Annotated in this window: 12 protein-coding genes; 7 read left to right on the top strand and 5 right to left on the bottom strand. The window is 69.0% G+C overall.

Going from position 1 to position 14,484, the window contains the following annotated elements; genetic code table 11:
• Positions 1 to 107 precede the first annotated feature (107 nt).
• A complete protein-coding gene (locus ACE3T2_RS03590) occupies positions 108 to 1,022 on the top strand; it encodes a type II toxin-antitoxin system prevent-host-death family antitoxin (RefSeq protein WP_374654789.1) in 915 nt (304 codons plus the stop codon).
• A 6-nt stretch (positions 1,023 to 1,028) separates the two neighbouring features.
• On the opposite strand, the gene ACE3T2_RS03585 is transcribed toward ACE3T2_RS03590, so the two are convergent.
• Entirely contained in the window at positions 1,029 to 1,949 is a 921-nt protein-coding gene (locus ACE3T2_RS03585; RefSeq protein ID WP_374654787.1) for an MBL fold metallo-hydrolase, read from the bottom strand.
• A gap of 87 nt (positions 1,950 to 2,036) precedes the next feature.
• On the opposite strand from ACE3T2_RS03585, the gene ACE3T2_RS03580 reads away from it, so the two are divergent.
• Positions 2,037 to 2,873: a LysR family transcriptional regulator gene (locus ACE3T2_RS03580; protein WP_374654785.1), complete on the top strand. Its 837-nt coding sequence runs from the start codon at positions 2,037 to 2,039 to the stop codon at positions 2,871 to 2,873.
• On the opposite strand, the gene ACE3T2_RS03575 is transcribed toward ACE3T2_RS03580, so the two are convergent.
• On the bottom strand, positions 2,845 to 4,449 hold the full coding sequence (locus ACE3T2_RS03575; protein WP_374654783.1) for an ABC-F family ATP-binding cassette domain-containing protein: 1,605 nt from the start codon (positions 4,447 to 4,449) through the stop codon (positions 2,845 to 2,847). The genes ACE3T2_RS03580 and ACE3T2_RS03575 overlap by 29 nt on opposite strands.
• A 254-nt stretch (positions 4,450 to 4,703) precedes the next feature.
• On the opposite strand from ACE3T2_RS03575, the gene ada reads away from it, so the two are divergent.
• From ada to ACE3T2_RS03555, 4 genes are all read left to right on the top strand, one after another.
• Complete coding sequence (ada, locus tag ACE3T2_RS03570) at positions 4,704 to 5,759, top strand: bifunctional DNA-binding transcriptional regulator/O6-methylguanine-DNA methyltransferase Ada (RefSeq protein ID WP_374654781.1); 1,056 nt, start codon at positions 4,704 to 4,706, stop codon at positions 5,757 to 5,759.
• Positions 5,756 to 6,487, top strand: coding sequence for a 2OG-Fe(II) oxygenase (locus ACE3T2_RS03565; protein WP_374654779.1), 732 nt, complete (start codon positions 5,756 to 5,758; stop codon positions 6,485 to 6,487). The genes ada and ACE3T2_RS03565 overlap by 4 nt, the downstream gene beginning before the upstream one ends.
• A 17-nt stretch (positions 6,488 to 6,504) precedes the next feature.
• The gene (locus ACE3T2_RS03560) at positions 6,505 to 6,975 is read left to right on the top strand and encodes a DUF1203 domain-containing protein (RefSeq protein ID WP_374654777.1); all 471 of its coding nucleotides are present in this window, start codon (positions 6,505 to 6,507) and stop codon (positions 6,973 to 6,975) included.
• A 119-nt stretch (positions 6,976 to 7,094) separates the two neighbouring features.
• On the top strand, positions 7,095 to 8,312 hold the full coding sequence (locus tag ACE3T2_RS03555) for a dipeptidase (RefSeq protein WP_374654775.1): 1,218 nt from the start codon (positions 7,095 to 7,097) through the stop codon (positions 8,310 to 8,312).
• 48 nt (positions 8,313 to 8,360) lie between these two features.
• Here the strand turns inward: ACE3T2_RS03555 and ACE3T2_RS03550 are convergent, their stop codons facing one another.
• On the bottom strand, positions 8,361 to 10,142 hold the full coding sequence (locus tag ACE3T2_RS03550; protein WP_374654773.1) for a DUF885 domain-containing protein: 1,782 nt from the start codon (positions 10,140 to 10,142) through the stop codon (positions 8,361 to 8,363).
• Between the two features lie 249 nt (positions 10,143 to 10,391).
• On the opposite strand from ACE3T2_RS03550, the gene uvrA reads away from it, so the two are divergent.
• Positions 10,392 to 13,289 (top strand): excinuclease ABC subunit UvrA, encoded by a 2,898-nt coding sequence (uvrA, locus tag ACE3T2_RS03545; RefSeq protein WP_374654771.1) that lies wholly within the window; start codon positions 10,392 to 10,394, stop codon positions 13,287 to 13,289.
• Here the strand turns inward: uvrA and ACE3T2_RS03540 are convergent.
• Together ACE3T2_RS03540 and ACE3T2_RS03535 are read right to left on the bottom strand one after the other, a co-directional pair.
• A complete protein-coding gene (locus tag ACE3T2_RS03540) occupies positions 13,286 to 13,813 on the bottom strand; it encodes a methylated-DNA--[protein]-cysteine S-methyltransferase (protein WP_374654769.1) in 528 nt (175 codons plus the stop codon). The two genes, uvrA and ACE3T2_RS03540, sit on opposite strands and share 4 nt — an antisense overlap.
• A 78-nt stretch (positions 13,814 to 13,891) precedes the next feature.
• Positions 13,892 to 14,365 (bottom strand): nuclear transport factor 2 family protein, encoded by a 474-nt coding sequence (locus ACE3T2_RS03535; RefSeq protein WP_374654767.1) that lies wholly within the window; start codon positions 14,363 to 14,365, stop codon positions 13,892 to 13,894.
• Between the last annotated feature and the right edge of the window lie 119 nt (positions 14,366 to 14,484).

Below are 14,484 nucleotides of genomic sequence, written 5' to 3'. Positions count from 1 at the left end.
ATTCAGGAGCGAAGCAACGCAAGCGTTAGGTCAGGCGTAGTTGAGCTTGGGGGCGAGAGTTCCGCGGATTGCGCAATCTGCGTAGTTCACACGAACCTCGATAAGCGATGAACAACGGCCATGGCGAACCTTCGGTTGTGACCGCCGGCGAGATCAGCCGGAATTTTGGACAGTGGCAGGACCGAGCACTCGGCGGTCCGGTTATTGTGACGCACCACGGACGACCAAGGGTGGTCCTGGTTTCGGCCGACTACTACTCAACGTGGAAAGAAGACACGTCGTTTCATCCTCGCGAGGACCATGAGACCTCGTTCGAGACGAGCCAGTCGGCGATCCTCGACCACGTGACCGAGGCCTTCATGGCCCTGAACGCCCAACTGCACATCACGGCGGTCAACCACGTCTTCGAGGCCCTCGTCGGCCACAGCGCCTCGCAGGTGGTCGGGCGCTTCTGGGAGGAGCTGTTCCCGCCGACCGCCCGATCGCTTATGGGCGAGCAGTTGAAGCGCGCCCTGCGCACAGGCGAGGCGCTGGACTTCGAGGCGCCCGGCGACGGCCCTGGTTTGCGGCGCTACGCGATCCGCGCCTTCCCCTATCCGGGCGGGGTCGCGGTGCTGATCCAGAATCGCACCGCCGAACGTGAGATGCAGACTCAGCTGCACGAGGCGACCGCCCTGATGACGGCGCTGTCGATGCTGCCCCAGGTCATGACGCTGCGCCTCAACGTCCGCGGGGTGTTCACCGCGGTGGAGGATCGCTTCGCACAGATGGTCGGCTTCTCGGCGGACGAGCTGCGGGCCTGCCGGCTGCCCGACATCGTGCGGCCGCGCGACCGGGCCGAACTGACCGCGGCGCTGGAGAGCGTGCTCCAGGGCGGCCAGCCGGCGACGATCGACACAACCTTCCTGGTCAAGGACGGCGGCGAGCGTCCGGTCAGGATCGGGGTCGCCACGGTGGTGCACGACCTGGTGCCCGACGGGCTGGTGGCCGCGGTCAGCTTCCTGGAGCCCCAGCCCGCATAGGACGCGCTACCGCGCCTGGAGGGGCGGCAGGGTGCTCCACACCCGCGCATCGTGGGCCGGTACGACCACCAGGCCGGGCACGGCCTGGGCGGCGGCGTGCAGCCGCTGAAGCATGGTCCAGGTCCCTGGACCGTCGGCGTCGACCAGCATCCGCGACAGCGCCGGCTTCGGCGCCGGCAGCGTGACGCCTTCCGCCTGCCAGGCCGTATCGCCGACCAGCACGTAGCGTTTGCCGTCGGGCGTGTTGACGAACGCGGCGATGGAGCCCGGCGTGTGGCCGGGCGTCGGGACCAGGACGACGCTGCCGTCGTCGAAGATGTCCCAGCTATGGTCGAAGCCCAGATAAGGGCCGTCCGGGAAGTCGTAGACCTTGTAGTTCCCCGTCCCGAGCTGGCGGGCCAACTTCGCGCCATCGGCATGATCGGCGAAATCGAGCTCGGCCTTGGTGACCCAGACCGGGGTTCCCGAGAAGTGCTGCAGGCCGCTGACATGGTCCCAGTGGGCATGGGTCAGGACGACGGCCTTCAGGCTGGACACGGGCACGCCCGCCGCCGCGAGCTGCTGGGCCACCGGCGTCGTCAGCACGGGCTTGATCGTGGCCTGCATGATCGCCGGCGCGGTCTTGAAGTGCGTGGCGAGATCCCGGCCGTAGCCGGCGTCAAACAGCAGCTTGCCCTTCGGGTGGTCGACCAGAATCGCCCCGGCCACGAAGGTGCGCCGGTCGTCGCGGCCGCCGCCCTCGAAGGCCATGGCGGCGGTCGACCGGGTCGAGCCGGAGGCGATGGCGCTGAGCGTCATGCCGGCGGGCGGATGCGGCGCCGGCGGCGCGGGCGGGACCGGCGCGGCGGCTTGCGAGGGCGGCGCGGCGCAAGCGGCCAGGGATGCGGCGAGCGCCAGGGCGGCGAGCGAGGGGATGATCTTCGGCATGGGGAGTTCTCCTGAACACGCCAGACTTGGCTCGCGCCCAGACATCTGCAAAATATATATATCCAACCACTATCATAGGCTATGACTATGGAACTGCGAGAGCTGCGCTACTTCCTCGCGGTCTACGAGACCGGCAGCGTGACGGCGGCGGCGCGCCGCTGTTTCATCTCGCAACCCTCGATCTCGGCGGCGATCTCGGCGCTGGAGCGTGAACTGGACGTCCAGCTCTTCGTGCGCCACCGCAAGGGCGTGGCGGCGACCGAGGCGGCCGACGCGCTGTATCCCAGGGCGCGCGAACTGGTGGACGGAGCCTTTTCGCTGAAGAGCCTGTTTGAGCCGGCGCCCGCCACGACCCTGACGGTGGGCCTGATGCGCAGCCTGGACATCCGCCGCACGCAGGGCCTTCTAAAGCGCTTGTCCGAAGCAGGCGACCTGCGGCTGTTCCTGGTCGATCACGACGCGCCGTGCGATGCGCGGATCGTGGCGCGCAACATGACCCGCGAGGACGAGGGCTTTGCTCCGCTCTGGTCGGAGGGCTACGTCCTGGCTCTCCCGCCGCGCCACGAGCTGCGTTTCAAGCCGCGGCTGTCGATGGCCGACCTCCAGGGTCTGCGGCTGATCGGCCGCTGCAACTGTGAGAACGCCGACGAGACCGCCGACCTCGGCTTCAAGCCCGAGATCGCCGCGGTCGCCACCACCGAGGAATGGGCGCTGGCCCTGGTCGAGGCCGGCGTCGGCGCGACCGTGATCCCGGAAGGCGTCGCCCCGCCCGGCGCCCAGGTCGCCCTGCGCCCGCTCGCCGACCTCGGCCTGCGCCGCGAGGTCGGGGTCGCCTATCGGCGCGCGGACGCAACCTCTGCGGCCGTGACACGGATCCTGGCCGCAGCCGCAGAGATCAAGCCGAGCGGCCGGCGCGCGGCGTAAGGACGATCTCGCGTTCCACGCCGATCGCCTCCAGGAAGTCGGGGTCGTGGCTGACCACCAGCATGGCCCCGTCATAGCCGCGCAGGGCCGCCTCGACCGCAGCGATCGAGTCGAGGTCCAGGTGGTTGGTCGGCTCATCCAGGATCAGCAGTTGCGGCGGCGTGCGGGACATCAGTACGCAGGCCATGGCCGCGCGCAGGCGCTCGCCGCCGCTCAAGAGCCCGACCTTCTGCTCGGCGGCGGCGTTGCGGAACAGGAATCGCGCCAGGGCCGCGTGAGCGTCGTTGCGGGTCGCGTCGGGGTTCAGGCGCCGGAACGCCTCCACCAAGGTCTCATCGCCGCGCAGCATCGCCGTGTGCTGGTCGAGCACCGCGGCCGGCGCGCCACGGACGATGCGTCCGTGTGTCGGTTCGCGCTCGCCCGCCGCCAGCTTGATCAGCGTGGTCTTCCCTGCCCCGTTGGCTCCGACCACAGCAACCCGCTCCGGGCCGACGATCCGCAGCGACAGATCGCTGAGGATCGAGCGGCCGCCGGGATAGCCGAAGGCGACGGCATCGAACTCCAGCACCGTGCGCCCCGCCGGCAGACCGGAGGGCGGCAGGTCGAAGGCGAGGCTTCGCAGCCGCTCGACCTTGGCCTCGGCGGCCTCCAGCTCGGCGGCGGCGTCGGCCTTCAGCCGGTCGGCCAGCCGCCCCTCGCGGGCGCCGGACATCTCGGCGCGTTCGGCTTGGCGGCCCAGCAGGATCTTCGGCTCGGAGGCACGGGCGGCGAACTTGCGACCCGCGGCGTCGCGGCGGGCCTTCTTCTCGCGGGCGGCCTGGGCCTCGCGCTCGACGCGGGCCAGCGCCCGCTCGGCCTGGTCCAGGTCACGTTCGGCCGCAGCGCTCTCCTGCGCCTTGCGCTCGACATAGAGATCGTAGCCGCCGCCATAGACCTTGGCGCCCAGGCTGGTCAGTTCGACGATGCGGTCCATCCGGCGCAGCAGGGCGCGGTCGTGGCTGACCACCACCGCCCCGCCTTTCCAGCGGCCGAGGACGTCGGCGATCAGCTCGCGCGCCTCGGCGTCGAGATTGTTGGTCGGCTCATCCAGCAGCAGCAGGTCGGGCTCGCCGGCCAGCAGCGCGGCCAGGGCCGCGCGCGTGGCCTGGCCGCCGCTGAGCGAGGCGGCGGGACGGCCGGGATCGAGCCCCGCCAGCCCGACCTCGGCGAAGGCCGCGTCCAGTCGCGCCGGCAAGGTCCAGTCGGCCTCGGCAAAGTCGTCCTCGCTCCCCTCGCCGCGCTCGATGCGGGCCAGGCGCTCCAGGGCCGGGGCCATGCCCAGGGCCTGGGCGACGCTGGCCTGAGGCGGCGGAGCCAGCGCCTGGCGCAGCACGCCGACCGTGCCGCGCGTGACGACGGCGCCCGCGGCCGGCGCAAGTTCGCCCAGCATCAGCCGGATCAGCGTGGTCTTGCCCACGCCGTTGCGCCCTACGAGGCCGGTGCGTTCGGCCCCGAAGGCGAGGGTCAGGTTGTCGAAGAGGGGGCGGCCGTCAGGCGTTCTTGCAGAAAGACCGTCGAGCGTGAGGAAGGCGGACATGGGCGACCGTGGACTGGTTCGAGTTCGGGACGAGATGGGTTTTCGTCGCGATGTCCATGCCGCTGCGCCTCCTAACGGTGAGCCGCCGATATAGGGGCGCCCGCGCGCAGCTGCAAATCGCGCTTTTCGGACCTGTCGCTGCGGTCGCGCTTGCGATCCGGCCGTCGTGGGCGAATTTGAAAGCAAGAGCCGGAGTTTCAGCGCCCCCAGCCGGGCCTATCCCATCGCTCAAGACCGAACGATGGAGTTCAGAGATGCAGACCGCATTCGACACCGAGGCCGCCCGCTGGGCCGCCCTCGCCGCCCGGGACCGCACGGCCGACGGCGCGTTCTTCTATTCCGTGCGCACCACCGGCGTGTACTGCCGCCCCTCCTGCGCCGCCCGCCCGGCGCGGCCGGAGAACGTGGCCTTCCACCCAACGACGCAAGCCGCCGAGGCGGCGGGATTCCGCCCCTGCAAGCGCTGCAAGCCCGACCAGCCGCCGCTGGCCGAACGCAACGCCGCGGCCGTCGCCGCCGCCTGCCGCGCCATCGAGGCGGCCGAGGAGGTTCCCGGCCTCGAGGCCCTGGCGATGGAGGCCGGCATGAGCCCGTTCCACTTCCACCGGGTGTTCAAGTCGGTCACCGGCCTGACGCCCAAGGGCTACGCCGACGCGCGGCGGGCCGAGCGCATGCGCGAGGCCCTGGGCGAGACGCCGACCGTCACCGCGGCGATCTACGAGGCCGGCTTCGGCTCCGGCAGCCGCTTCTACGAGAAGTCGGACGAGGTGCTGGGCATGCCCCCGCGCCGGTTCCGGGCCGGCGGCGAGCGGGCGGTGATCCGCTTTGCGGTCGGCGAGTGCTCGCTGGGCTCGATCCTGGTGGCGGCGACCGACAAGGGGGTTTGCGCGATCCTGCTGGGCGACGATCCCCAGGCCCTGACCGAAGACCTGCAGGACCGCTTCGCCCAGGCCGAGCTGATCGGCGGCGACGCCGAGTTCGAAGCCCTGGTCGCCAAGGTCGTCGGCCTGGTCGAACAGCCGAGGCTGGGCCTCGACCTGCCGCTCGACGTGCGCGGCACCGCCTTCCAGCAGCGCGTCTGGCAGGCTCTGCGCGAGATCCCGGCCGGCGAGACGGCGAGCTACGCCCAGGTCGCCGAGAGCATCGGCAAGCCCGCCGCCGTGCGGGCCGTCGCCCAGGCCTGCGCCGCCAATGCGCTGGCCATCGCCATCCCCTGCCACCGGGTGGTGCGCAACGACGGCGCGCTGTCGGGCTATCGCTGGGGCGTGGAGCGCAAGCGCGTCCTTCTGGACCGCGAGGCCGCGGCATGAGCGCCGCCGTCATCACGCCCGTCTCGTTGGAGACCCGCATCGCGGCCTTCGACTGGCCGGGCGTCGAACACGACCTCGACGCCCAGGGCAGCGCCCTGCTGAAGGGCCTACTCAGCCCAGAGGAATGCGCCGCGATCTCGGGGCGCTACGCCCAGGACGCCGGCTTCCGCAGCCGGGTGGTGATGAGCCGCCACGGCTTCGGGCGCGGGGAGTACAAGTACTTCGCCTATCCCCTGCCCGCCCTGGTCGCGGACCTGCGCACGGCGCTCTATCCCCGCCTGGTCGGGGTCGCCAACCGCTGGAACACCGAGATGGGGATCGGCGTGCGCTATCCGGCCGAGCACAGCGCTTTCCTGAAGCGCTGTCACGAGGCCGGCCAACTGCGCCCGACGCCGCTGCTGCTGCAATACGGGCCGGACGACTATAACTGCCTGCATCAGGACCTCTACGGCGAACACGTCTTCCCGCTTCAAGTGGCTATCCTGCTGTCGGAACCGGGCCGCGACTTCACGGGCGGCGAGTTCGTCCTGACCGAGCAGCGGCCACGCATGCAGTCGCGCGTCGAGGTCGCCCCGCTGCGCCAAGGCGACGGACCGATCTTCGCCGTCCACCACCGCCCGGTGCGCGGAACCCGCGGCAGCTATCGCGTCAACCTGCGCCATGGCGTCAGCCAGGTGCGCTCAGGCGCCCGCCACACCCTTGGCGTCATCTTCCACGACGCCCTCTAACCCTTCTGGAAATCACCATGTCCTTCAAGATCACCGGCCTGCCGGTCGATGAATTTCGTCCGCTGTTCGGCCTGCCCCAGGCCGAACTCGACCGTCACGGGATCGTGCGGATGACCGCCGACGCCCCGATCGGCTTCCCCTGCCGCGTCACCCTGCGCGATGCGGACGTCGGCCAGACCTTGCTGCTGCTGAACTACGAGCATCAGGCCGCCGACACGCCCTATCGCTCGCGCCATGCGATCTTCGTGAACGAGGCCGCCCAGGACGCCGCCGTCTTCGTGGACGAGGTTCCGCCGTGCCTGGCGGTCCGACCGACGATCTCGCTGCGGGCCTTCGACAGGCGCGGAATGATGACCTCGGCCGAACTGGTTCCCGGCGACGCGCTCGCGCCTGCGATCGAGCGGATGCTGGCTGTGCCGGCGGCGGCCTACCTCCATGCCCACAATGCGGGCCGAGGCTGTTTCGCGGCCCGGATAGATCGCAACTGAGGCTTGCGCAGACTCCCCGGAACCGTGAAGGTTCGCCCCTCAATCAGGAGCGTGACGGGCGCCAAAACCGGCGCCCACTTTTGGCTGTCACGCTTTAGCAGTTCCGGGGAGAGGCGTTCGTGCTCAAGTTTGGTCTTCCGCTCGCAATCCTGCTCGCGAGCGCTTCGCCGGTGCTGGCCGCACCCAAGGTCAAGCCGGCCACCAAGGCCCTGCACGAGAGCCTGATCGTGCTGGACACCCACTTCGACACCCCGGCCAACATGGCGTCCCCCGGCTTCAACATCCGCGAGCGCCACCAGCCGATGGACGGCAGCCAGGTCGACTATCCGCGGATGGTCGAGGGCGGCGTCGACGGCGGCGTCTTCGTGATCTTCACTCCCCAGGGCGCCAACACCGTCGCGGGCAACCAGGCCGCGCGCGATCACGCCCTGCTGCGGGCCATGGTCATCCACGAGATGGTCGCCAAGAACGGCGACGTCTTCCAGCTGGTCACCAAGGCCGACGACGCCGCGGCCCTGGCCAAGGCCGGCAAGAAGAAATTCGTGTTCATCAGCATGGAGAACGGTTCGCCCGTGGCCGGCGACCTGACGCTGATGAAGACCTTCTACGACATGGGCGTGCGGATGATGTCCCCCGTCCACTTCGCCAATAACGATCTGGCCGACTCGGCCACCGATCCCAAGGGACCGGTCCACGGCGGGCTTTCCCCGCTGGGCAAGCAGTTCGTGGCCGAGGCCAACCGGCTGGGCGTATTGCTCGACGCCAGCCACGCCTCCGACGCCACCGCCGAGCAGATGATCGAGCTGTCCAAGGCGCCGATCATCCTGTCGCACTCGGGCGTTCGGGCCATCTACAACCACGCGCGCAACGCCCCTGACGACCTGATCCGCAAGCTGGCGGCCAAGGGCGGGGTGATCCAGCTCAACGCCCTCTCCGGCTACATGATCGACACGCCGCAGAACCCCGAGCGCCGCGCGGCCCTGGCCGAGCTGGAGAAAACCTTCGGCGATCCCAGCGCCTTGCCCGCCGACAAGCGCGAGGCTTATCGCGCAGCCCGCCGCGCGATCCTGGCCAAATACCCGGTCCCGCGCGCCAATATCGACGACCTGGTCAAGCATATCGTCCACGCCGCCCAGGTGGCGGGCAAGGACCACATCGGCCTCTCGGGCGACTTCGACGGCGGCGGCGGTCTGGACGGCTTCGACGACATCACCGACTTCCCGGTCCTGACCGAGAAGCTGCTGGCGGCCGGCTTCACCAAGGACGATCTGGCCGGCTTCTGGGGCGGCAACGCCCTGCGCGTGCTGAAGCAGGCCGACGAGATGAAGGCGAAGTAGAGCCGCCGTTCTCTCTCGCTCGTCCGGCGAAAGCCGGGTGAGCGAGGTCTACGCGATCGGCTGATCGAACATCAGCTGGCCGGCGAACCGCGCGGGCGGCGAACCGAAGGACAGCACCGTGTCGTGGTAGCGCTTGAGGGCGAAGCCTGCGCCCCAGCGCTGCTCGGCCTCCTTGCGCAGGGCGTGGTGCTCCTGCCAGCCGATGAAATAGGTCGGCAGCTGCGCCGAGGAGACCTGGGCGCGCACCCACTTGCCGGCCGCCTCGCGCTCCTGCTGGAAGGCCTGGACGGTCATCAGCCTCATCGCCTCGTCGCGGCTCATGCCGTCGACATGGACGCCTTGGTCCAGGATAGCGTTGGCGATGACCCGCAGGTGCAGCTTCAGGTGGGCCAGCAGGTAGAGCGGGTCGCGGTCGAGGTATCCGGCCTCGGCCATGAGGTCCTGGGCATAGACCGCCCAGCCCTCGACGAACGAGCCGGAGAACAGCACCGAGCGCAGCACCGACGGATAGCGGTTCGAGTGGGCGAGCTGGAGGTAGTGGCCCGGCATCGCCTCGTGGATCGTCACCTCCTGCATCCCGAAGAGGTTGTATTCGCGCAGGAAGGAATCCGCCTGGGCGTCGGTCCAGTCGTCCGGGATCGGCGAGATCTTATAGAAGGTGCTCTGGCCCTTATCGAGCGGACCGGGCGGGTCACAGTAGGCGACAGCTACGCCCCGCTGGAACTCCGGCGTCAGGATCACCTTCACCGGCTCTTGAGGCACGGTGACCAGGCCCTTGGCGCGGACGAACTCGGTGGTCTGCTTGAGCTGGCGCTCGGCCTCTTCGACCAAGCCGTTGCGGGCGGGCTTGCGGGCGTAGACCAGCTCCAGCGCCGCTTCGATGACCTTCTGCTGCTGGTCGGGCGTCGGGCTCACGGGCGCTTCGGGCGCGCCGGGGCGGCCGGCCACCACGCCGCGGGCGATGTCGTACATCTGGGCGCGGATGGTTCCGAGGGCGGCCAGCGCCTTGGCCTTGATCTCGGCCCGACCGAGTGAAGAATTGAGGGCGAAGGCGAGCTTGCGGTCATAGAGCTCGGCGCCGATGCGGAAGTCGCCGGCCGCGTTCGGAGCCAGGGTCTTTTCCAGCCAGACCTGATGCTCGTCGATGGCCTTGGTCAGGGCCGCCGCCGCGGCGTCCAGCTGCGTACGGTCCGCGCCGCTCAGCGCGCCGGCCTCGGCCGTCACCTGGGCGACCAGGGAATGCAGGCCCTTGTTCTGCAGGACCGCGGTGTCGGCGTGGACCTTCGGGACCCGCTTGGGCTGCAGCTCCCTGCGGCTTTGCGCCAGCAGGGCCGGCAGCTTTTCCATGCGGGCGGTCGCCGAGCGCAGGCGGTCCGCCAGCGGCGCGAACTCGCGCGACATCAGGCTGTTGAGCGCCCCGCCCGCCACGTTCGAATAGATCAGCGGGTCCCAGGCCCAGTCCTGCAGCACCTGGTCGGTCCAGACCTGGCCGGCGAGCTGGTTCTCCAGGATGGCGGCGTCCACCTGGTTGGCGCGCGAGAGCTTGTCGCGGGGGATCGTCTTCAGCCGCGCCAGCAGGTCGCGGTTCAGCTTGACGGTGGCCGCCCGCCCCACCGCGCTCATGTCGTCCAGCTCGGCGTCGAAGCGGTGGTCGCCGGTCGCGGTGGCGAACACCGGACTGAGCCGCAGACTGCCCTCCAGCCAGTCCCGACCCAGCTTGGCGAAGGCGGCGTCCTCTGCCGAGCCGCCCTGGGCGAGCGCGGCGTTCAGCGGCATGGCGGCGAAGCCAGCAGCCGCGATCAAGCTGCGGCGGGAGATCAGGCGATGCATGGACGGCCCTTCCAGCGGGAAACGTCATATGCTTACGCCTTGGTCGAGCGGGCCGGAAGCGCCGTGGAACGTCCTCCTGCTGACAACGCTGCTGACAGGTTTGTGCGAGGTTCGCGCTAGAACCTGCCGGTCGGATCGCCGCAGCGCAGTTTGTTCACACAATGTTCCTGTGTTATCGGTGAGTCTCGGAACTACATTAGACGGGCGCCGCCGAAGCGATCGGCGGCAGTAAGCGTTTTCCGGAAAACCATGGCCGAACAGCTGAATTTCATCCGCGTGCGCGGCGCGCGTGAGCACAATCTCAAGGACGTCAGCGTCGACATCCCGCGCGGCGAGCTGGTGGTGCTGACCGGCCTTTCGGGCTCGGGCAAGAGTTCGCTGGCCTTCGATACGATCTACGCCGAGGGCCAGCGCCGCTATGTCGAGAGCCTGTCGGCCTACGCGCGCCAGTTCCTCGAACTGATGAGCAAGCCGGACGTGGACCTGATCGAGGGCCTGTCGCCGGCCATCTCGATCGAGCAGAAGACCACCAGCCGCAACCCGCGCTCGACCGTGGGCACGGTGACCGAGATCCACGACTACATGCGCCTCCTGTGGGCGCGGGTCGGCGTCCCCTACTCGCCGGCGACCGGCCTGCCGATCGAAAGCCAGACCGTCAGCCAGATGGTCGACAAGCTGACCGCCCTGCCCGACGGCGAGCGGATCTATCTGCTGGCGCCCGTGGTGCGCGGCCGCAAGGGCGAGTACCGCAAGGAGATCGCCGAGTGGCAGAAGGCCGGCTTCCAGCGGCTGAAGATCGACGGCGAGTTCTACCCGATCGAAGACGCCCCTGCGCTCGACAAGAAGTTCAAGCACGACATCGACGTCGTCGTGGACCGGCTGGTGACCAAGGGCGGGCTGGAAAGCCGCTACGCCGACAGCCTGGAGACGGCGCTGAAGCTGGCCGACGGCATCGCCACCGCCGAGTGGGCCGACATCGCCGAGGGCGCGAGTGAGCCGCGGCGGCTGATCTTCTCGGAGAAGTTCGCCTGTCCGGTCTCCGGCTTTACCATCAGCGAGATCGAGCCGCGGCTGTTCTCGTTCAACAATCCCTACGGCGCCTGCCCGGTCTGCGACGGCCTGGGCGCCAAGCTCGCCTTCGACGCCGACCTGGTCGTGCCGGACAAGGACAAGACCCTGCACAAGGGCGCCATCGCCCCCTGGGCGAAGGGTCCCTCGCCGCTCTACACCCAGACCCTGCAGGCGCTGGCGGGCCACTACGGCTTCTCGATGGACATGCCGTGGTGGAAGCTGCCCGAGGGCGCAAAAACCGTGGTGCTGTACGGATCGGGCAGCGAGAAAATCAAGTTCGTCTATGACGACAACGCCCGGAAGTACGAGGTCAACAAGACCTTCGAGGGCGTGCTGCCCAACCTGGAGCGCCGCTGGCGCGAGACGGACTCATCGTGGGTTCGCGAAGAGCTTGGCCGCTATCAGTCCGAGACTCCCTGCGAGGCCTGCGAAGGCTACCGTCTGAAGCCGGAATCCCTGGCCGTGAAGATCGACGGCAAGCACATCGGCGAGGTCAGCCGCCTGTCCATCCGCCACGCCGGCGAATGGTTCACGGCGCTGGAGACCAGTCTCACCGACAAGCAGATGGAGATCGCCAGGCGGATCCTGAAGGAGATCAACGACCGCCTGCGGTTCCTGGTCAATGTCGGCCTCGACTATCTCAACATGTCACGCTCGTCCGGCACGCTGTCTGGCGGCGAGAGCCAGCGCATCCGCCTGGCCAGCCAGATCGGCTCGGGCCTGACCGGCGTGCTCTACGTGCTGGACGAGCCGTCGATCGGCCTGCATCAGCGCGACAACACCCGCCTGCTGGAAAGCCTGAAGGGCCTGCGCGATCTCGGCAATTCGGTGCTGGTGGTCGAGCATGACGAAGAGGCGATCCTGACCGCCGACTACGTCATCGACATGGGCCCGGCCGCCGGCGTCCACGGCGGCGAGATCGTCGCCGAGGGCACGCCCCAGCAGGTGATGGACAATCCCAAGAGCATCACCGGCCAGTATCTGTCCGGCGCACGCGAGATCGAGATCCCGGAGGACCGCCGGCCGATCTCGAAAAAGAAAGTGCTGCGCGTCGTCGGCGCGACCGGAAACAACCTGAAGAACGTGACGGCGGAGATCCCGACCGGCACCTTCACCTGCATCACCGGCGTGTCCGGCGGCGGCAAGTCGACTTTCACCATCGAGACGCTCTACAAGGCCGCCGCCCGGCGGCTGCACAACGCCTCGGACGCGCCCGCCCCGCACGAGCGCATCGAGGGCCTGGAGCACTTCGACAAGGTCATCGACATCGACCAGTCGCCGATCGGGCGCACGCCGCGCTCGAACCCGGCGACCTATACCGGCGCGTTCCAGCCGATCCGCGACTGGTTCGCGGGCCTGCCGGAGTCCAAGGCGCGCGGCTATGGCCCCGGCCGGTTCTCGTTCAACGTCAAGGGCGGGCGCTGCGAGGCCTGCCAGGGCGACGGCCTGATCAAGATCGAGATGCACTTCCTGCCGGACGTCTACGTCACCTGCGACGTCTGCCACGGCAAGCGCTACAACCGCGAGACCCTGGAAGTCCTGTTCAAAGGCAAGTCGATCTCCGACGTGCTGGAGATGACCGTCGAGGAGGCGGCCGAGTTCTTCAAGGCGGTGCCGCCGGTTCGCGACAAGATGGAGACGCTGAAGCGCGTCGGCCTGAGCTACATCAAGGTGGGCCAGCAGGCGACGACCCTGTCCGGCGGCGAAGCCCAGCGGGTGAAGCTCTCCAAGGAGCTGTCGCGCCGGGCGACCGGACGCACGCTCTACATCCTCGATGAACCGACCACCGGCCTTCACTTCGAGGACGTGAAGAAGCTGCTGGAGGTGCTGCACGAGCTTGCCGACCAAGGCAACACCATGGTGGTGATCGAGCACAACCTGGACGTCGTGAAAACCGCGGACTGGATCGTCGACTTCGGCCCAGAGGGCGGCGACGGGGGCGGCGAGATCGTCGCGCAGGGATCGCCCGAACAGGTGGCCGCCAATCCGCGCAGCTGGACCGGCCGCTACCTGGCCGAGATCCTGAAGAAACACGAGGAGCGCCGCGGCGCGCGCCGGGCGAAGCTGCGGGCCTAACGGCCCCCGAACAGCGGCAGGGTATCGGGGGCCAAGGCGCCCTCGATCTCCAGCATACGCAGCTTGGTGTCGGCGCCGCCGGGCGCGGAGAAGCCGCCCTTCTTGCCGCCTGCAGCCAGGATGCGGTGACACGGCACGACGATGGGCCAAGGGTTGGCCCCCAGCGCCTGGCCGACGGCCCGCGACAGCGCCAGGTCGCCGAGCCGACGGGCGATGTCGCCATAGGTCAGGGTCTGTCCCGGCGGAATCGCGCGGGCTATGGCGTAGACCTGCGCCGGCAACCCATCGACATGGCCGTCGTCCAGCGCCACCTCCAGCAGGTCGCGCTTCTCCCCGCTCAGCAAGGCTTGGACGCCCTCTATGGCCGCGGCGACGGCCGGCGGCGGCGCGGCTTCAACCGCGCCGGGATTGCGCCGGATCAGCCGTGAAAGCGGATCTCCGCCCTCAGTGAGCGGCAGCATTACGCCTGTCAGGCCCCGGTCGCTCCAGGCGACGCCGCAGGTCCCGATGGCGGTTTCAAACAAGCAGCAGCCCTGGGTCATGGCGGGAAGACTAGCACCCTCCCGCCCCACCGGCTCGCGACTTTCGGACTCTGGGAAGCCTCAGGGCGCGACGAGTGGCGAGGACATATGCTGGTGGACCAGCCGCCAGGTCCCCCGTTCGTTGGTCCAGACGTCGGTCATCCGGCCGGTGAAGCTCTGGGGCGCATTGGCGCCGCTGAACTCGGTCCGGAAGGTGTAGGCGACGATCGCCGTGCGCCCCTCGCGCAGGACCCGGAAATCGTCGCCGATCAGCATCTTGGCGGCGGCCCCGCCGGCAAGCGCCGGCGTCATCACCTTCTCGAACTCGGCCCAGCCGGTGAACTTCAGCGGCGTGACGTTGAAATAGAGATTGTGGGGCGACTGCGAATAGAACGGCGCGGCGTCCGCGGGACGCAGGCGAGCGTTCCACGCCGCCCACAGCTTGCCCTCCAGGTCGTAGAAGCGCGCCGTCTCGGTAGCCGAGGCGACTTCCAACGCCTGAGCCACACCGGACAGCGCCAGCGTCATCGCCGCCGCCAGAACCATACGCTTCATACTCACCCTCCCCGCGCTGTCTGCGCCAGGCGATATTAGTATGGTGACAAACTATTTTCGAGCGCCAAACCGGCGTTATCGGCGCTTGCACTCAAACAAGCGTTCGAATTAGCCTGTCG

The sequence above is a fragment of the Phenylobacterium sp. genome, assembly GCF_041919955.1.
In the GTDB taxonomy this organism is placed as follows: Bacteria; Pseudomonadota; Alphaproteobacteria; order Caulobacterales; family Caulobacteraceae; genus Phenylobacterium.
This window is presented reverse-complemented; position numbering and strand designations above follow the sequence as displayed.

Excerpts from the sequence above, each read along its gene's own strand:
- ACE3T2_RS03590 (WP_374654789.1), top strand. The coding sequence starts at position 108 with ATGAACAACGGCCATGGCGAACCTTCGGTTGTGACCGCCGGCGAGATC.
- ACE3T2_RS03585 (WP_374654787.1), bottom strand. The coding sequence starts at position 1,949 with ATGCCGAAGATCATCCCCTCGCTCGCCGCCCTGGCGCTCGCCGCATCC.
- ACE3T2_RS03580 (WP_374654785.1), top strand. The coding sequence starts at position 2,037 with ATGGAACTGCGAGAGCTGCGCTACTTCCTCGCGGTCTACGAGACCGGC.
- ACE3T2_RS03575 (WP_374654783.1), bottom strand. The coding sequence starts at position 4,449 with ATGTCCGCCTTCCTCACGCTCGACGGTCTTTCTGCAAGAACGCCTGAC.
- ada (WP_374654781.1), top strand. The coding sequence starts at position 4,704 with ATGCAGACCGCATTCGACACCGAGGCCGCCCGCTGGGCCGCCCTCGCC.
- ACE3T2_RS03565 (WP_374654779.1), top strand. The coding sequence starts at position 5,756 with ATGAGCGCCGCCGTCATCACGCCCGTCTCGTTGGAGACCCGCATCGCG.
- ACE3T2_RS03560 (WP_374654777.1), top strand. The coding sequence starts at position 6,505 with ATGTCCTTCAAGATCACCGGCCTGCCGGTCGATGAATTTCGTCCGCTG.
- ACE3T2_RS03550 (WP_374654773.1), bottom strand. The coding sequence starts at position 10,142 with ATGCATCGCCTGATCTCCCGCCGCAGCTTGATCGCGGCTGCTGGCTTC.
- uvrA (WP_374654771.1), top strand. The coding sequence starts at position 10,392 with ATGGCCGAACAGCTGAATTTCATCCGCGTGCGCGGCGCGCGTGAGCAC.
- ACE3T2_RS03535 (WP_374654767.1), bottom strand. The coding sequence starts at position 14,365 with ATGAAGCGTATGGTTCTGGCGGCGGCGATGACGCTGGCGCTGTCCGGT.